Raw genomic sequence first — 17,673 nt, 5'->3', positions numbered from 1 at the left:
GTTCCGGGGTCGGGGGCCTAACGCTGTCGGCTTTCGATCTTCTGGAGCGTAGCCGCTCGAAGTCGTGGTGATGCCCAGCCGATGTGACCGTTACGCGGCATCGGTCGAGTCAGTCCTGCTGGAGCCTGTCCGCTCACTAACAGGTGGTTGCATTCCCTCTCGGCACCACCAGCGCGTGCGGATTGCCTCCGCTCGATTGGTAGATCACGTTCCGTTCGGCGAGGAACCGGTTGTATTGTTCCCGAGACAGCGTCTCTGGCGCTGCCGGATACAACTGGGCACCAGTCGTCGTCCAGTCGCGGGGGAGAAGTACGGGACAATCGGGTGGCGCACCGCCCCGGAGCCAACTCCTGATCGGACTGACCTGCGGGCTCGCGTTCGTCTCCGCGTAGTAGTGGATCCCGATTCTTGACGGCCCGTGGTCGGTCGCGTACGGACCGTTCAGACTGCGTTCGGCGAAGGTGACCGCCTGGAACTCCGCGGGCGGCGTCGTGCTTGGAATCGACCCAGTGGTGAAGTCGACGTAGCCGAGCGGGAGTGTGGTTGCGAGCGCAAGTCCGAACAGGAGGACAACCACCACCCGCCCGATAGTCGCGAGGCTCGCTGCTGAGACGAACAGCGTGCGCGTGCCCGTGTCGCCGCCATCTGGCTTCGCCAGTGACCGAGCAGTCTCTCCCTGGCCCCTGTGGACCAGTATCACTCCGAGTGCGACTCCGACGAACACGAACGCCGGCAGGTGGGCGAACGACTGGACACGGACGATTAGGCCGAAGAACTGCGGCGTGAGCGTCGCGGTGAGGGCGTAGTAGGTGAGCGTGACGGGCGCGAGAAGTGCGGCCAGTGCCGGCGTCCCACTCCCGCCGCGGCCCTCGGGAAGCCCGACGCCGACCAGCACGACAGGAACGGCGTACGCACCGATGAGCAGCGCGATGAGGTTCGGTGACGGAACGGTCCCCGGATAGATGGTCACGACCGTGTTCACGCCGACGAGGACGAACCAGCCACCCACTGGGAGCAGCCAGGCCAGCCGGAGTGCCGTGGCCGATGCCGACCGACTCCACACGGCGATGATACCGACCGCGACGACCCAGGCGACGAACAGGCCGAGCGTCCCGCGCAACAGGCCACTGTACGTGAGTTCCAGTCCCACCGCGGGCGCCGTGAGCGCGTAGCCGAAGTACACGGTCCAGTATCCCAGCCCGACCGTGCTTGCCGCGACGACGTCCCGTCGATTCCGGGCACGAACGAGGGCGACCGTCGCGATGCCGGTCAGCGTCATCCCCGCGACCAGCCCGCTCATGTTGTGCAGCGGCGGCATCGTGAGTGCGAGCGCGACGGCCGGAATCCACCACGCCGGGCGTCGCGTCCGGAGTGCCTGCCACGCGGCGAGTGCCAGCAGCGGGACGATGAGCAATCCGAACGCTTCCTCGTCGGGCACGCCCGAGCGTCGGAGGTAGAGCCCCTCGACAGCGATACCTAACCCCGCAGCAGTGGCCGCGACCCGCACCCGACGGCTGGACCACCCGCGCTCGCGGCCGATGCGAGCCACGAGCGCCACCGCGGTCAGGCAGGAGGCCCCACCCGTCACGGCGACCATCGGCTGGGCGATACGCAGCGTCGAGACGCCGGTGACGGCCGCGAGGAACCCGTGGACCATCGTGAAGACGAGCTCGTCGGCCTGGAGTGTGGCGACCGGGAGCGCACCCTCGACTGTCGCCTCCGCGAGTCGTGCGTACCGGAACGCGTCGAGTGTCGCCGGGTACGGGCTCCAGTAGAGCGGCCACGCCCGCGTGGCGATACCCACGGCGAGCGTCGCCAGCGCGACGAGCACGAGTGTACGGCGCCGGTCAGTCATCGTCACCACCATCGATTGAATCCACACCGAGGGTCGCCCCGGACGGGCGAGGCTGCCGGTCCGAGCTTCGAGTGGCCGCGTCGGGGGGCTCCGGACCGCCGCCACCGAGTAACGAACCGGGCGGCGCCCGGAGTGGCCCGACCAGCGCGAGGCCGGCAGCCACGAGCGTCAACAGCACCGCGCCCGCAGCACAGACGGCCAGCACGGCCGGCGTCGGGAAGCCGAGGCGGACGCCGAACACGACGAGCAGATCGGCAGCCCCGAGGCCGGCGAGCGCGACCGATGCCAGGGCGACTGCGAGCAGCGCCGCGACGACACCGATTCGCAGCGCGTCGGCCAGCACCAGCCGCGCGACACGAGCGGGTGTCGCCCCCGTCGCACGGAAGACACCCAGTGTCCGGCGGCGCGCCGCGACGGCAGCCGCGAACGCGGCGGTCGTTCCGCCGACGGTCATCAGCGCTGCGAGCCCTACGAGCGTCCCGACGAGCAGCCCGAAGTTCCCGAACGCCACCTCGATCGCCTGGCCGATACCGCTCGTCCCCGTCCGGCCACTGGTCGCCAGCGCCGCGACGATGCGGTCGTCACCGGTCACGCGGTAGGTGGTGTTCAGCGCCGTCGCGCCGGTCCCCGACCCGACGGTCGCGGTGACGGTGAACTCGCCCGGAGGCTGCCGACCGAGTCGTGTCTCGAGTGCCGTCCGCTCTCCGGGTGCCAGCCGGAGTTCCCGGCCCCGTGTGACTCCGGGACCTGTCAACTGCACCCGACGCGTCAGCGTCCGGTTCCAGGGGTTCGACAACCGGAGCGCCGCCGTCGGCCGGACGAGCGTGCTGGGGGCGTCCGGGCGGACCGTCAGTCGAGTCACTACCTGCCGGGTCGCGTTCGTCGCGACGGTAACCGTCGTTTCCGCGGCCGTCGCTCCGTTCGCTGTCGCCCGCACGGTGTAGGTGCCGGCCGTGGCGGGCAGCGCGAGGCGTGTCCGACCGTTGCCACCCGTGGAAACTGAACGGTTCCAGGACCCGTTCGTCACCGTCACCGTCGCTCGTGTCGGCGTCCCCGAGGCGTTGACTACCCGGACAAGCGGCTCGGACCCGGGCGGTGCCCGCCCTGGGACGCCTTCCAGTACGAGTGCATCCCGGGGGACGACCGTCACGCTGCGGCTGGCGTCACCGGCTTCCACGGTGGCGGTTCCGGCTGCACCCGCGGGGAAGGTGACGGTTCGGGTCGTCGAGCGCAACGGTGCCAGCGTCACCTCGACGGTCCGCGTCGTGTTGCGGTACGTGACGGTGATCCGCTCGGTCCCCTCTTCGGGTGCGTCGTTCCGAACGGTCATACCGACCCGCAGCTGCCCCTCGGCGGGCACTCGGTCGGGCGTCGAGAGCCCGATGACACCGATGCCGCTCTGGATGGTCGGGTCCGTAGCCGGGAGATCCGTCGTCCGGATGAGGTTCGCCCGATCTGCACCGACGCCGGTCAGCGACCGCGCCGTCGCCAGCGGCACCACGACCTGGTCGTCGAACGGGCCCGCGGCCTCGAAGGTCCCGACCAGCCGGACCTGCGTGACCGCGGGCTGGGTGCTCCCACCTAGGAGCATCCGGTCGCCGACCGAGAGGTCGAGCGTCGCGGCTGCATCGGCCCCGATGACGGCCTCGGAGGCGTTCCGTGGCGCACGCCCGGTGACCAGGTCGGCGTCGGTCACCCCCGCGAACGCTGTGTAGTTCGCCCCGCGGGCGGGGACTGGTTGGCCGTCGACGACCTCGAACAGGAGGATCTCGGGACTCGCACTTGCCCCGCGTGCCCGGAGCGCGTCGGCGTATCCGGCCGGGAGCTGACTACTCACCGGATGGGTGCTCCCGGGCTGGACGATCGTCGTCGTCTCGACGGCGGTCCCGCTGTCGACCAGCCCCGCGAGCGGTCCGGCGCCGCCCGCGATCGGCGCGGCGACGCCGGCCAGCCCCGCGGCCAGCCCGACGAACAGGACGAACGCCGTCAGTGTCGCCGCGGTCGGAATCAGCGGCTGCCAGCCCAAGATTCGTGGCCGTGCGGCTGCCCGAAGCCGCGCCACGATTCCCGTGTCAGCGTCCGTGCTCGGGCGTCCACTGACTGGGTCCGTTAGCGACCCGGGCGGCGCCCGAGCTGCGCTCCACGATGCGACGATGCCGCTCCCGATGCCGACGCCGACGAGGGCGGCGAACAACGGAACCAGTACCCGGACCGCCCGTGGCGACACCTGCACGGCGAGCGATGTCGGCAACCCGGCCATGACCGCGACGTTCACGGCCGCATTCGTCGCGATGACGCCGATCGCGTAGCCCAGCGCCACGCCGACGCCGGTCAACAGCCCGGCGCGTACCGCGAACAGTCCGAGGACGGTCCGTGGCCGCCCGCCCGTGGCTCGAACCACCCGGATCGTCGGACGTCGGTCGCGGACGCTCATCCGCGTGACGCTGTAGGTCGTCACGCCGACCAGCAGGCCCCCGCACGCCGCTGCCACGCCGACGACGACGAGTGCCTGCTGCGTCCCGGCGATGAAGAATGCCAGTGCCGACAGCAGCGGGACGCCCTCGTTCGGCACGGCCCTCGCGATGGCCCCGCTGGCGCCGGTCGAGTTCGCTCCGTCCCGTGCGTCTGCACTCCGTCCATCGGGATGGACGGCCAGCGCCGCGCGTGGCGACTCGACCCCGTCCGGTGTGACGACCTCCCAGTCCGACGGCACGGCATCGCGGAGCGCAACGCCACCGACGGAGGCGTTCTCGGGGATGCCCACGACGGTCGTCCCGTTCGACCGGCCGAGCGGCAACACGACCGCGTCCGGGTCGCTCGCGGCCGCAGCCGCGGGTGAGTCGTGGACCGTCACCGACCCCGGTGAGTCGAACTGTGCGGCGATGGTGGCGGTCTGTGTGCCCGCGGCGAAGACCAGCAGCGTCGTCCCGACGAGAAAGGCCACGGTCACGGCCACCACCAGCACCGCGAGCCGGTCACGGCGCGACCAGCGCGTGAGAAGCGCGCGACGATAGCTCATCCGCGCACCTCGATGGCTGTGTCATCTCTACCGTACATCTCGTACTGGATGTCGTACACTGACCGGCTGGTGTAGCACGATGTATCGCGTTCGCCCCATGCCGTTCGCCGGCCGTCGTACGACGAGGTGGCGCGGTGAGTGTCGGAGCGGATCATTGTCGAGAGAGGACGGCCAGCGGGTCGATACTCGCGGCTCGCCAGCCGGCGACGAGCGAGCCGAGCGTTCCCATCGAGAGCGCGAGCCCCATGCCGACGCCGTACAGCCAGAGCGGGGTCTTGATGAGCTCCGTGAACCCCGTCAGGTCGGCCACGAACCCGTTGACGACCCCGACGAGTGGCGGTACCAGCAGGCAGCCCACGGCGCCCCCGACGAGGCCGAACAGGATGCCCTGTGTCCCGACCATCACACCCAGCGTGCGGCCTCGCATCCCGACGGCCTTCATCGCGGCGAGCGCCTCGCGCTGGTGGTAGACGACGAGCGCGAGCGTGTTCAGGACCAGCGCGATGCCTGCGACGACCGCCAGCAGGACGAGCGTTCCCGCGCCGGCCAATACGGATGCCTGCCGGCCGATGATGGCGCCGACCTGCTCGTCGTTGGTCCGGAACTCGAAGTCGGCGTACTCGCGCTCCAGTACCCGCTGTGACGGTTCAGTCTCGTACCCCCGGGCGAGACTGACACCGATGATGCTGGCCCGGTCGCTCCCGGTCGTCCCGGAAACCTCGTGGAGCTCGCTCAGATGCATCGCGACCGTCGGGACGCCGAGGAACCGTGAGAACGAGCGTGTCACACCGACGATGCGGAACTCGTTGCGTTCGGCCTGGTAGATGGTGCCACCGACGTACAGTGTGTCGTTCACACCCACGTCGTAGCGCTCCGCCGTCCGCTCGTCGATGAATATCTCGTGGGTCATCGGGCCATCGTAGCTCCCGTTCGCGTAGTGGACATCGCCGGTGGAGAACCCACCTCCGCCCACTACCCGCGATCCGTTTCCGGTCAGGCCGACACCGGCGATGGTGTCGAAGTTCGACGGCGACTCGCTCACGTACACCGTCTGGAAGGCGAGTGCCTGCGCGTCCCGGACGCGACGATGCGACTCGAACTCCTCGGTCGTCCGGTGGGCCTCCGGGATGGGGTTGGCGACGCTGCCGACGCCGGCTGGGTTGAGTTCGACCTGCCCGCTGGTCGCCCAGAGGTCGTGGTCGAGATAGTCGATGGCCTCGTCGCCAGTCGTCGTCAGCCCGTAGCCCAGGCCGGCGAGCGAGACGACCAGCACCACCCCCAGCGCGATGCCGACCACCGAGAGGATCGACCGGATGCGGTAGTGCCGGACCTGCGATAGCGAGATACCGACCGCCGCGCGGGCACGCGTCCCGGGCAGCCACGACGGGCCGGGCGGCTCATCGTCGGTGGGCTGGTTGCCCAAGGACTCATCGCCCGGGGAGTCACCGTCCGACCTCATCGCAGCACCTCCCGGACGGCTCGCGTCCGACGGCTCACCACGACCAGCGGCGGCAGCGAGACGAGGCCCACACCGAGGGCGACCAACAGCCCGTACAGCCCGAACACCGGCCGGACCGCGAACGGAATCGCGGTCCCGAACTGGCCGAGCACGGCGACGATACCAGCGGCGACCAGCCAGCCCCCGATGCCGACGAGCCCGCCCACGCCGGCGGTCGCCAGCGTCTCCCCGGCGACGAGCGTCGCCCGGGAGGAGCCGGAGACACCGATGGCGGTGAGCACCGCCCGTGCCTCGGCGTCGGCCAGCACGGAGAACCCGACCGTCGTCACGAGGAACAGGGTGCCCACGACGACGGCGACGACCAGCGCCGCGGCGGCCATCGCGACCGGGAGCCCGCTCGACTGCGCCCGCGAGGTCAGCAACTCGCCGCGGGTCAGGACCTGCACGTTCGGGTAGACGCCGGCGAGGTCCTCGGCGGCGACGGAGCCGTCGGTCGCGACGAGGATCTGGTCGGCCACGTCGCCCCGCGTCCCGCCCGTGAGCGTCTGCAGTTCGGCGAGATGCACCACGACCACCGGCAGCTGGCCGAGACCAGGGCCGTCGGATTGGGCCACCGTTACGGCGGTGAACCGCTCCCCCGTGTCCTTCCCTGGAATCGCGAGTTCCGCACCGCTCCGGAGCCGGCCGTCGCCGGGGACGAACGCGTCGGCGGCGCTCTCGGAGACCACGGCCTCCCCGGTCCAGGGGCCGTCGTACGCCCCGTCCGCGTAGTGCGGGTCACCCGGCGACAGCGCGCCCGTCGGGAGGCCGGCGACGCGCTGCTCGCTCGCGCCAGGGATGACACCGAGGACGAGCGCGTACTCGGCCTCGGCGTCGCTCCCGGCCGGGCGGAACCTGAGGACCCCCGCGAGGACGGGCGTGGCGTCGGTCACGCCCTCGCGGTCGCGGAGTCGCTCGCTGACGGGATGCACCTGGCCGAGCCGCTGTCCCTCGACCGCCGTCACGGCGCTCCCCGAGGAGCCCTCCGGGACGATCCAGTAGTCCGTCTCGTCGGTGCCGACGGTGCCGCCGGTGACGAGGCCGACGCTGACGCTCGTCACGATGAGTAGCAGTGCGACGGCCACGGCGACGCCGCCCACGCTGAGGAGGGTCTGCCCGTCACGGTCGCGGAGGCGATGGCCGAGTCTGGCTCCCGCGAGGCCGACGACGCCACGGAGCCGCCCGCGGCGCGTCCCCTCCGGGTCGAACGCCGGCTCGTCCTCGCTCATCGCTCCCCGGTCCGGGCCCCGTTGCCGTCCGGAGCGGCACCGGTACCACCCCGGCCGGCCCCGTCCCCCTCTCGGCCGGCGTCGTCGACGCGCCGGCCGTCGCGCAGTTCGATCACCCGGTCGGCAGCGGCGGCCACGGCGTCGTCGTGTGAGGCGACCACCACGGCCCGGTCGTCGGCAGCCTCGGCGAACAGCTCCAGCACCCGCTCGCCGGTCGCCGTGTCGAGTTCGCCCGTCGGCTCGTCGGCGACGACCACGTCCGGGTCCAGCACGAGCGCCCGCGCGACGGCGACGCGCTGGCGCTCGCCGCCGGACAGCTCGTCGGGCCGGTGGTCGAGCCGGTCGCCCAGCCCGACCCGGTCGAGCAGGTCGTCGGCCCGGGCGTGTCGTGCGTGTCGGCCCACGCCGGCCTCGACCAGCGGCAAGGCGACGTTCGACCGAGCCGTCAGCGACGGGAACAGATGCATCCGCTGGAAGACGATGCCGATGTGGTCGCGGCGCAGTCGGGTCCGGCCCCGGCCCCCGACCGACGCGGTGTCCGTCCCGGCGACGGCGACGTGCCCGTCGGTCGGCGTATCGAGCGCGGCCAGCAGGTGCAACAGCGTCGACTTCCCGCTCCCGCTCGCGCCGACCACGGCGACGAGTTCGCCGGCCTCGACGGTCAGCGAGACGCCGTCGAGTGCCGTGACGGCCGGGCCGCTGTCGCCGCGCCGGTACTCGCGGCGGGCGTCGCGACAGACGACCGGCGGGTCGGTCGGCGGGTCCGTCTCGGCAGGTGGAGGGGTGCTCGTCGACTGGCGGGGACTCGACATCGATGTCTCTGCCGACTATGGGTACAGTCCGGACAAAAAGCCACCGTCAGCGGTATCGAGAGGGGAGCGCCGTGTCCGCGATCAGGCGTTCCCTTCCTGCGAGAGGTAGAGCGCCGCGCCGGCCGCGGCGACCAGCAGGATGATGATCAGTGCCCCGAGAGCCAGCCCCGCGGGCGGGATGCCGCCACCACCGGGCGTGTCGGTCGGCCCCTCGGGCGAGGCCGTGTCGGTCGGCGTGTCGGTTGGCGTGTCGGTCGGCGTGTCGGTCGGTGTCTCCGGCGGCGGAGTCGGCGTCGGTGTGGCCGGCGTCGGCGTGGGTGTCGGCGTCGCCTCCTGCCCGGTCACGGCGAAGAACGAGAAGCCCGGGGTGTCCGCCGCGTAGATGACCTTCTCGTCATCCTCACGAACGATGGTGGTGTTGAGCTGCTGCCACTCGCCATCGTTGAAGCGGTACATCCGGATGCTCTCGGCGTCGATTCCGAGGTCCGCGAGCTGGGTGCGCTGGACCTCGAACTGGATGGTCGCGCCCTGGCCACGGAGTTGCTCGGGCACAGTGATGTCCAGCATCGTCACAGAGCGACCCGGCGCCGCCGGGACATCCTGTGGGAAGCGGTCGAGCTCGTCGACTCTGGCCTCGCCGGGGACCGCCTCGGGGAAGGTGATCTGTCCGACCGAGGTTCTCGGGAACCGGACCTGTACACCTGGGATGCGACTGTTCTGGTCGAAGACTCGGGAGACACTCCGGTCCCGGACGCCATCCGGCAGGACCGTGACGAGGCCGGCGGGTCGGCCGTTCACCCCGACCGTGAACCGTCCCTCCTCGGTGAGGGTGATCGGAATCTCCAGCGTGCGGCGCTGGCCCGGATTCAGGGTGATCGTCCTCGTCGCCACCCGCTCGTCGCTCACCGTCACGATGACGTTGCGGTTGACGAGCGGCGTCCTCGGTCGCGTGTTCTGGACCGTCACGGTGACGGTCGTGGTCTCGCCGGGTGCGATGCGGTCCGGATTGATGGAGGCCTCGCTCACGACGAGCGGCGAGGTGACGCCGGTGCCGCCCCCACCGCCGCCAGCGCCGCCACCGCCACCGTCGTCGCCGTCGTCGTCACCGTCGCCGGGCGGCGGCGTCGGTGTCGTCGGCTCCTCGATCGTCAGTGTCCCGGCGTCGGTGCTGAACGAACCGAAGCCGCCGCCCTGCTGGGCGAGGTAGACGTACTGGTACGTCCCGGGCTCGAAGTTCTCGTTCGTGGCGACGTTCACCGTCCCCGGACTCTGGCCGCCCTCGAGGGATGTCGCCGAGGCGTTGACGACGGTCATCGGGGAGACGCCCTCGACGAAGTCCTCGCCGGTCAGTGACTGCGTGCCGGTCGAGGTCCCCGACAGCGTCAGGTCGATCGCCTGGCCGAACGCCTCGGTGTCGACCACGATGTCGTCCTGGAAGTCGAGCGTCCCGTTGACGGCCGTGATCGAGGTCTGGATCGTCACGTCCGAGGTCGAGGTCGAGAGCGCGAGGACATCGTCGACCGTGGTGTCGGCGAAGACCTTCACGAGGCCGCCCTGGACCGCGTCCCGGTCGTAGATTCCGACGACGTGGCTCGTGGTGCCGCTTCCGAGGTTCGAGTTCGGCTCGAACTCCACGTCGTCGCCGGCGGTCACCGTGCTGGACTGCAGGCCGGCATCGCCGGCGGCCTCCTGGACCGGAATGACGGTCGCGCCGATGACGTCCACACCGCCCTGGATGCTGACGGTCCCATCCCCGGGCGTGTCGTCGGTCAGCCCGTCACCGAACTGGGGTTGAACGACCACGTACGCGACGGGCCCGGGCGTCTCCGGTGTGTCGCTGATGGTGATAGAGCCACTACTGAGCGAGCCGGGTTCGAGGACGCGAGCGCTCGTCGCGGCGGTCGTCAGCGTCACCGCTCCGGTCTCGTTGCTGAACGAGCCACCCGTCAGGAGATCGGACTCCTGCGTCGACTGGATGTCCTCGAGGACGAGCACCTGAACCGGTTCGTCCGGGAACTGAGACGTATCGGCGACGCCGTCGACGGAGGAGTACTCGAGCGTGACGCCGTCGTCCTGGGTGTAGACGACCAGTTCGTCCCGGTCGATGCTGTTCGTCGCGCTTCCGGGTGCGCCGGCGCCCGCCTCGATCAGCGGGAGCGGAACGACCGTCTCGGCGGAGTCGGTAGTCCCGCGAAGCGGGAACGCGGCACGGTCCCAGGCACAGATCGGGAGCGCTGCCTCGATGGAGACACCGCGGATCTCCGTGGGGATATCATCCAGTTCCGAGGAGGCCGAGTCGAACGCGCTCGTGAACTGGCCGCCGGAGCAGACGTTCGCCTTGCCGAGCCACGGGTCGAAGAAGACACTCCCGCTGACTCCCTGGCCGTCACCGTTGGCAGTCGTTCCCGTCCGAGGATCGGAGATACCGCCGCTGGGGCCGCTATCGGCCGCGAAGTAGTTCTGCCGGGCGACGACCGCCGTCGATAGATCGTTGTCGACCGCGTTCAATGCCGTCGAGTCGGCTGTGCCATCCTGGAAGAAGTTGAACGCGAGTCGGATGCCACTCGGGTCGAAATCACTGGGACTACTCGAGAAGTGGACCCCCTGGGTGTTGTTCCGGATGAGATTGAGGTAGACGTTGGCCTCGTCTCCAGGGTCTCCTCCACTGAAGCCACCCCCTCTGAATCGGATGCCGACGGAGTTCGTCGCATCCTCGTCGTCCTCTCCATCGAGGACGTTCTCCGTGATCTTCACGCCACTGATGCTGCCAGGGACCGCGACGTCGATTGCGCGCCCATCGGCTCCGACGATACCGTTCCGCTTGATGGTTACATCATTAGGGTTGGTGAGCGCGATTCCAGTCGTGACCTCGCCGATCTTGTTGTCGGTGACCTCCGTCGTACCGGAACTACTGGTGTCATCCAACGAGATGCCTGTCTGGACATTCCCGACCAGATTGCTCCTGATTGCGACATCAGCGGAGCTCGACACGCTGATGCCGGTCCCACCGCCCCCGTCGAATTCGCCGATCTCGGAGTTGTTCACGGTCAGCCCGCTCACGCTGTCGGCGCTGATGCCGGTGCTGGAGTACCCCGTGATCGTGAAGCCCTCGTTGCCGGCCTGTGCGCCGGCTCCGATGGTCACGTCGTCGGCGGTCACGTCGAACGCCGTCCCCAAGTCCGACGGAGTGTTCCCGACGAGGTTGGCGTTGTCCTCGTAGGTGACGATGGTGAGCGACTTGTCCACCGTGACCGCCTCGTTGTAGTCACCGCTGCAGACGACGATGGTGTCGCCCGCCGCGGCATTCCCGACCGCCGCAGAGATCGTTGAGTACTCTGTACTGGCACCGGGTACCGTACAGTCCCCGTCACCATCGACTGCCAACGTATCCCCCCCACTCGTGGCCGCCACGTGGCCCGCGCCGAACGCGAGCACGCCAGCGAGCGCTGACACGAGCAGCAGGAAGGATAGCGTAACTGCTCTCAGCCGAGACATTATCGAAAGATAGGTCAGAACGCTAGTAGAAAACAGTTTGGGTACGACAGGCGCACACTTGTTCTATCAACGCCACGAAGGCGGATAATGGAAGATTTGAGGCTAAACCCCGCCCTTCAGGGCGGGGAGGATTTCAATCCAGTCAATTACACCATTCCCGACGGGTGACAGAGAGACTTATGCCCCCGACGACACGCAGGAACACGTGATGAGACGAGTCCCCGTTCTTCTCGCCGTGGCGGTCGTGGTTGTCGCATCGGGTGCGGGAGCGAGCGCCGCGCTCCAGCAACCGGCCGCCCGGAGCGACGCGATGCTGGACGTACAGTCCAACGGCTACGACATCGACATCCCCGGTAGCGTCGCCATCCCGTCGCGCGAGGTGACGGTCGAGGGAACGACGTATCAGGTCGACGCCATCGCGAAGCAGGACTCGAACTCGCAGTACACCGTCTCCGTGACGGCCCCCTCGGACGCGACGTACGACGTGCTCCTGAAGGACCGGAACGGTAACACCCAGCGGATTATCGAGCGGCAGGTGACCGGCAGCGGGGACTACTCGTACGACATGAGCGATTACGACCCGTCGACGTACTACATCGTCGTCGAGAACAGCGGCGTCAAGACGATCCACCCGCTCGTCGTGCGTGGTTACAGCGTCTCCGTCTCCTCCAGTGAGGCTGCGACCCGAGGCGACACCATCGACGCGTCCGTCTCCATCTCGCAGGTCGACGCCGACGCCTCGGACCCGACGAAGGTCCAGGTCGTCCTCGGCAACGAGACGGACATGGTCCGGGTCGACGCCACGAAGACCGGTGACGGGAGCTACGAGGCCTCCCTGCCGACAGACGATCTCTCGTCGGGGTCGTACGCGCTGTACGGCGTCGTCCGGGGTCCGGAGACGACCAGCTCCGGCGATCAGGAGGCGCTCGGCATCAGCGACCGCCAGGACGTGACCATCGAGTCGGCCACGACGCCGACGGATACGCCGACGCCGACGGATACGCCGACCGACGCGCCCCCGTCGGACGGCGGCTCGGACGACCCGTCCGACGACGGTGACTCCTCGGACGGTGGCTCGTCGAACGATGGGTCGTCGGGCGGCAGCGACCCCGCCCCGACGCCGACCGCGACAGCGACGCCCACCGATACGCCGACCGAGAGCGCAACCCCGACTCCCACCGACACGCCGACCGAGAGCGCGACGGCCACGTCGACCCCGACCGACACGTCGACCACCACGGCGATCCCGACCGTGAGTCCGACCCCGACGGCCACCCCGACCGACGAGAGCGTCATCACGCCGTCGACCCCGACATCGCCGGGCGGCCCGGAGACCACGACCGGCACCGGTGGCCAGGCCGGCTTCGGCGCCGTCGTCGCCGTCGTCGCACTGCTCGCCGGGGCACTCCTCCTGACCCGCCGACGGCGGGCGTAGGTTCCGTCCCAGTTCGCCCCGGTCGACGTCCGGCTGATACCGCCTTCCCCGTCTGTGGGAGCTATCGCTCAACCGAGAATTCGACTGCGGTGTGGTGATTCCTGACGTGCTCCGAAGCCGGTCCACAGCTCTCGAACCGCACGAACTGGCGTACGGGACGGAATCGGTCTCCTCGCGCGAAGATATAATAAATATTGAATAAGTGTAATATACCACCTTCGTAGATATCACCTCATGACCGAGGAGGGGGAGTCCGGGCTACCGGTCTCACGGCGGAGTTTCGTCACGGCGACCGCAGCTGTCGCGACCGCGACGGCGGGGTGTGGGAACCCGACACAGCAGTCGTTCGAGGCGTCGGCCGTGGGGCTCCCGGACGAGACCCACGAGCCGCTGGAGGTGACCGAGACGGCGCTGGAGGAACTGACGCTCTCGTTCGACGGGCCCGCCGGGAGCCGGGTCGAACTGACGAACCACGCCGGGGTCTACGACCGCACCGTCGGGACCGGGGGACAGTGAGATGGCGGACAGACACGGCCCGCTCCGGACGGGTCGGTTCGTGGTCGAGGTCGGCGGCGTCGAGGTGGATGGGTTCCGGGTCGTCGACCTCCCGGCACGCTTCACGAAGGAAGTGGAGTACCGGGAGGGTTCCGACCCTGACGACAATCGCCAGCTCATGGGGCAGACGGAGTACGAGGACCTGACGATGAAGCGTGGGGCGAAGAAGGGGGATACGACGCTGTTCGACTGGCGCAAGTCCGTCGACGAGGGGCGGATGGAGGAGGGCCGGAAGGACCTCGCCGTGGTGCTACAGACCGAGACGGGCGAGGAGGCGATCCGCTGGGAGTTCACGAACGCGTGGCCCAAGCGGTACGACCCTCCGACCCTCGACGCGACCAGCGAGGGCGGCGGCGTCGCCACCGAGGATGTCACCATCGTCTTCGACGAGATGACGCGGGCGGAGTAGGGAGTCCCGTGTCCACCCACCGCCCACGCGCGAGGCCCGAGCGCAGTCACATTCGAGACGGTCCGGCTATCGCGGGACACGACGCCGGACACACCAGCACGAACGATACCGACACGGAGCAGGTATGACCGAGGACCCAGACCACCGTCGGACCATGCAGGCGTCCGGAGCCGCACCGTTCGTCGGCCACGCCGCCGACAGGCCGCGGGCGGAGCGGGCCCGGTCGCTCGAAGCGCCGGACAGACACGGCCCGCTCCGGACCGGCCGGTTCGTGGTCGAGCTCGACGGCGTCGAGGTGAGTGGCTTCCAGGTCGTCGACCTCCCGGCACGCTCGACGGGGCTGGTCGACTCCGGCGGCGAGAGCGGGGGCCAGCGCCGGACCATGGGGCAGACGGAGTACGAGGACCTGACGATGGAGCGCGGGATGCGGAAGGGCGACAGTACACTGGACGACTGGCGCACGTCCGTCGACCAGGGGAAGATGGACGAGGCCCGGAAGGAGGTCGTCGTCTCCCTGCAGGACGACGCCGGAACGACGATGCTCCAGTGGCGGTTCACGAACGCCCGGCCGCTCGCCTACGACCCGCCGACGCTCGACGCGACGACGGGCGGGAGCCAAGGAGCCATCGCCACGGAGTCGGTCACTGTCGACTTCGAGGACGTCGAGCGTGTCGCCGATACCGGCCCCGTCGAGCAACGGCAGGGTCGGGGCGACTCGGGCGTGTTCCGGTACGTCCGGACGGCGAACGGCGGCCGGGTCGGGAACGGCGCGGCCCTCGTCGCGGGCGCCGATGTCGGCATCCAGGGCGTGACGCTCGACTGGCTCGACGCCGCCGCGACCGCTCCCGGCCAGCAGGTCGGCCTGCTCGTCCCGGAGGGCGCCAGGGGCGACGGTGACGCGGCCGCCCTCTGGCTCCTCCGGGGCAGCGACCTCGAACAGGGGGGCACTCGCACGGTGAAGCAGGGTGCCGCGGGGCGCCTGTACTGGGTTCCCGGACGGGCGTTCTTCCACGACCGCTCGTGGCACGTGGGGGGCGGGGAATCAGAGGACGGTGCCGACTCGCCCTCGGACCCGGTTCCGGGCTGGCCGACGGGTGACCGGTCGGCCGTCCAAGTCCTCCTCGACACCGGCAGCGGGTCCCTGGAGGACGCACTCGGGGTGGCTGCGGGGTCCGACGCCGCCGCTGCTGCGGGTGTTCAGCCAGCCACCGCGGGCGACACCGTCGACCCGGCATCGACCGTGTTCGCGGTGGTCGGGCCGGCGACCCCCCCGTTCGACGGGCCCTCGCTGCAGGTGACGGGCTCCGGCCCCGGTGGGGTCGACGACCTGCTCGACGCGGGTGCGCCCGCGCCGCTGGCCGGCGCGACATTCGGGCTGGGGACCGTCTCGACGCCGGACGCGTCCATCGCGGGCCAGTCGGTCAATCCCCTCGTCGGGATGAACGCGACAGCGCTGCTCGAACACGAGGTCGCGCGGCGGGTGCTCGGTCGGGCCGGTGTCACCGACGCTGGGTCGGTCGAGTGGCTGGACGGGCCCCGCTCCGCGGGTGCCGATGCCAGTACCTCGGTCCAGATGCTCGGGACGGAAACGACGGTCGAGAGCTACGAGGGCGTCGTGAGCGGGCAGGACGGCCCGTGGGCGGTCGGCGTCCACCTTGCCCCCATCACCGACGACTCGCACGTCATCGCGGCCGGGGTGCATCGCCAGCCGCTCGGGACCGCAGCCGGCCTCTCCGACTCGTCGGGCTGGCAGCGGGCCCTCGGCCGGGGCCGGCAGTTCACGGCGGAGACGGCCGGCCGACTCGAGTATCTCTGAGGTGGCCGTACGCGCCCCGCCCGACCCAAACGGCTATCCTTTCAGGGTCCCCTTCTCGGGTATCATGGTAGCCAACGACACGGAAGAGTCTGGGCCCGTCGCCCGTCTCGGTCGCCGGCGCCTCCTCGCGACGCTCGGGACGGCGACGGCGGTGTCGCTCGCGGGCTGTGGTGGTGTCACGTCGCAGTCGTTCGAATCCTCGCCGACGGGGCTCTCTGCGACCGCCCAGGAGGAGCTCCGCCTGGGAGAGGAGTCACGGGAGTCCCCGACGGTCGAGCGGAGTGCGGCCGGGGGGAACGTCTCGGTGAGCGTCACCAGCCACACGGCGGTCTACAGCCGGGCGGCCGGACTCGGGGGCCAGTGAGATGGCCGACCGACACGGGCCGCTCCGCACGCCGATGGGTCGCTTCGTCGAGCAGGCCAACGACGGGTTCATCAGCCGGGGTGCGGTCGTCGCCCCCGCATCGGGCGCCGGCCTCGAGACGGTGCCGCTCGGGATGTTCGAGGGGAGCCCGGGTGCGGATGGCGGCCTCGTGAGCCTCGCCGTCCCGGGCGGAGCGGCGGACGGGAAGGTCGAGATCAAGATCGCTGCGGCCATGCGAAGCGACCCCGACGGAACGATGGTCCTGGTCCCCGGAGAGGCCATCGACGCGGACGAACTCGTCCCCGCGCGGGACGGACCAGTCGGGGTCGACCGCGTGGTCCCGGTCGCGGAGTTCCTGCCGGACGAGAGCTGGGTCCCGACGGACGAGGGGGGTGGGCCGGGCCAGCGCTGGCTCGCGCCCGGTAAGTCGCTGGCGAAGGTCGAGATCAAGATCGCCTTCACCGGGGGCGAGGAACCCCGCAAGGCGCTCGTCTCGACGGGCCAGCGCACGTGGGCGGAGGTGTTCGGTGACGACGACCCCCCGGGGCGCCCGCTCGAGGACGGCGAGACGTTCGACCCCTCATCGGTCCTCGTCGCGGCCCCCGGCGACGCCCTCGTCGGGGCGTGGCCCGAGGGGGACTCCCCGCCCGAACGGTTCGAGTTCCGCGATACCGTCCCGCAGCCAGCGCCGATGGGCGGTGTCTCGTTCGGCGTGGCCGTCCTCTCGACGCCGACGGCCGAGGTCGCGGGCCAGTCTGCCAACCCCCTCGCCGACATCGAGGCGGAGACGCTCCTCCAGCGCGAGGAGACCCAGCGACTCCTCCAGGAGGCCGGCTTCGGCGAGGGGACGGAACTGGAACTGGTGGAGGGCCCCGAGCGCGTCCGGCCCGACGAGGGGCCGCAGACGGCGACGCTGCTCGACACCGAGACCGAGATCGAGAGCTTCGTTGGCGTCCTCGGGGGCGACGCTGAAGGCTGGGGCGTGGGCCTCCATCTCGTCCGGGCAGACGCCGACGACACGGTGGTCGTCGTCGGGCTCCACCGTCACCCCATCGGGCCCGTCGAGGGGGCGCTGGAGGTCCTCACCGAGAGCGGAACGCTGGTCGAGGCCAGACGACTCCTCGCCGAGACGGCCGCGCAGTTGACCAGCGGTTAGCGGCCCCCGCTCCCGTCCCCGGACCCACGC

The 17,673-nt window shown here is 70.3% G+C and carries 12 protein-coding genes; 6 read left to right on the top strand and 6 right to left on the bottom strand.

Annotated features, from left to right (window positions below):
* Positions 1 to 136: 136 nt before the first annotated feature.
* The 6 genes from P2T62_RS15485 to P2T62_RS15460 form a co-directional block, all read right to left on the bottom strand.
* Positions 137 to 1,855 (bottom strand): sodium:phosphate symporter, encoded by a 1,719-nt coding sequence (locus tag P2T62_RS15485; RefSeq protein ID WP_276257972.1) that lies wholly within the window; start codon positions 1,853 to 1,855, stop codon positions 137 to 139.
* The gene (locus P2T62_RS15480) at positions 1,848 to 4,874 is read right to left on the bottom strand and encodes an FtsX-like permease family protein (protein WP_276257971.1); all 3,027 of its coding nucleotides are present in this window, start codon (positions 4,872 to 4,874) and stop codon (positions 1,848 to 1,850) included. Before P2T62_RS15480 ends, P2T62_RS15485 begins: the two co-directional genes overlap by 8 nt.
* A gap of 151 nt (positions 4,875 to 5,025) precedes the next feature.
* Complete coding sequence (locus tag P2T62_RS15475; protein ID WP_276257970.1) at positions 5,026 to 6,333, bottom strand: ABC transporter permease; 1,308 nt, start codon at positions 6,331 to 6,333, stop codon at positions 5,026 to 5,028.
* Positions 6,330 to 7,601, bottom strand: a complete 1,272-nt coding sequence (locus P2T62_RS15470; protein WP_276257969.1) for an ABC transporter permease family protein — start codon at positions 7,599 to 7,601, stop codon at positions 6,330 to 6,332. Before P2T62_RS15470 ends, P2T62_RS15475 begins: the two co-directional genes overlap by 4 nt.
* The gene (locus P2T62_RS15465) at positions 7,598 to 8,413 is read right to left on the bottom strand and encodes an ABC transporter ATP-binding protein (protein ID WP_276257968.1); all 816 of its coding nucleotides are present in this window, start codon (positions 8,411 to 8,413) and stop codon (positions 7,598 to 7,600) included. The genes P2T62_RS15470 and P2T62_RS15465 overlap by 4 nt, the downstream gene beginning before the upstream one ends.
* An 81-nt stretch (positions 8,414 to 8,494) precedes the next feature.
* Complete coding sequence (locus P2T62_RS15460) at positions 8,495 to 11,908, bottom strand: PGF-pre-PGF domain-containing protein (protein WP_276257967.1); 3,414 nt, start codon at positions 11,906 to 11,908, stop codon at positions 8,495 to 8,497.
* Between the two features lie 208 nt (positions 11,909 to 12,116).
* Here P2T62_RS15460 and P2T62_RS15455 point away from each other — a divergent pair, with 208 nt between their 5' ends.
* From P2T62_RS15455 to P2T62_RS15430, 6 genes are all read left to right on the top strand, one after another.
* The gene (locus P2T62_RS15455; RefSeq protein WP_276257966.1) at positions 12,117 to 13,343 is read left to right on the top strand and encodes a PGF-CTERM sorting domain-containing protein; all 1,227 of its coding nucleotides are present in this window, start codon (positions 12,117 to 12,119) and stop codon (positions 13,341 to 13,343) included.
* A gap of 234 nt (positions 13,344 to 13,577) precedes the next feature.
* Positions 13,578 to 13,859 (top strand): twin-arginine translocation signal domain-containing protein, encoded by a 282-nt coding sequence (locus P2T62_RS15450; protein ID WP_276257965.1) that lies wholly within the window; start codon positions 13,578 to 13,580, stop codon positions 13,857 to 13,859.
* Position 13,860: 1 nt separating this feature from the next.
* A complete protein-coding gene (locus tag P2T62_RS15445; RefSeq protein ID WP_276257964.1) occupies positions 13,861 to 14,307 on the top strand; it encodes a phage tail protein in 447 nt (148 codons plus the stop codon).
* Between the two features lie 124 nt (positions 14,308 to 14,431).
* Positions 14,432 to 16,123, top strand: coding sequence for a DUF6517 family protein (locus P2T62_RS15440; RefSeq protein WP_276257963.1), 1,692 nt, complete (start codon positions 14,432 to 14,434; stop codon positions 16,121 to 16,123).
* Positions 16,124 to 16,187: 64 nt separating this feature from the next.
* Positions 16,188 to 16,487 (top strand): DUF6517 family protein, encoded by a 300-nt coding sequence (locus P2T62_RS15435; protein ID WP_276257962.1) that lies wholly within the window; start codon positions 16,188 to 16,190, stop codon positions 16,485 to 16,487.
* A gap of 1 nt (position 16,488) precedes the next feature.
* Entirely contained in the window at positions 16,489 to 17,643 is a 1,155-nt protein-coding gene (locus P2T62_RS15430; RefSeq protein WP_276257961.1) for a DUF6517 family protein, read from the top strand.
* The last annotated feature ends 30 nt before the right edge of the window (positions 17,644 to 17,673 follow it).

The organism is Haloglomus litoreum (genome assembly GCF_029338515.1).
Classification (GTDB): domain Archaea; phylum Halobacteriota; class Halobacteria; order Halobacteriales; family Haloarculaceae; genus Haloglomus; species Haloglomus litoreum.
Note: the sequence above shows the minus strand (reverse complement) of the source record. Positions and strands in the feature narration are given on the sequence as shown.

Bases quoted from the DNA above. Each gene is read 5' to 3' on its own strand.
- P2T62_RS15460 (WP_276257967.1), bottom strand. From the start codon at position 11,908: ATGTCTCGGCTGAGAGCAGTTACGCTATCCTTCCTGCTGCTCGTGTCA.
- P2T62_RS15455 (WP_276257966.1), top strand. From the start codon at position 12,117: ATGAGACGAGTCCCCGTTCTTCTCGCCGTGGCGGTCGTGGTTGTCGCA.
- P2T62_RS15440 (WP_276257963.1), top strand. From the start codon at position 14,432: ATGACCGAGGACCCAGACCACCGTCGGACCATGCAGGCGTCCGGAGCC.
- P2T62_RS15465 (WP_276257968.1), bottom strand. From the start codon at position 8,413: ATGTCGAGTCCCCGCCAGTCGACGAGCACCCCTCCACCTGCCGAGACG.
- P2T62_RS15435 (WP_276257962.1), top strand. From the start codon at position 16,188: ATGGTAGCCAACGACACGGAAGAGTCTGGGCCCGTCGCCCGTCTCGGT.
- P2T62_RS15445 (WP_276257964.1), top strand. From the start codon at position 13,861: ATGGCGGACAGACACGGCCCGCTCCGGACGGGTCGGTTCGTGGTCGAG.
- P2T62_RS15450 (WP_276257965.1), top strand. From the start codon at position 13,578: ATGACCGAGGAGGGGGAGTCCGGGCTACCGGTCTCACGGCGGAGTTTC.
- P2T62_RS15475 (WP_276257970.1), bottom strand. From the start codon at position 6,333: ATGAGGTCGGACGGTGACTCCCCGGGCGATGAGTCCTTGGGCAACCAG.
- P2T62_RS15430 (WP_276257961.1), top strand. From the start codon at position 16,489: ATGGCCGACCGACACGGGCCGCTCCGCACGCCGATGGGTCGCTTCGTC.
- P2T62_RS15485 (WP_276257972.1), bottom strand. From the start codon at position 1,855: ATGACTGACCGGCGCCGTACACTCGTGCTCGTCGCGCTGGCGACGCTC.
- P2T62_RS15480 (WP_276257971.1), bottom strand. From the start codon at position 4,874: ATGAGCTATCGTCGCGCGCTTCTCACGCGCTGGTCGCGCCGTGACCGG.
- P2T62_RS15470 (WP_276257969.1), bottom strand. From the start codon at position 7,601: ATGAGCGAGGACGAGCCGGCGTTCGACCCGGAGGGGACGCGCCGCGGG.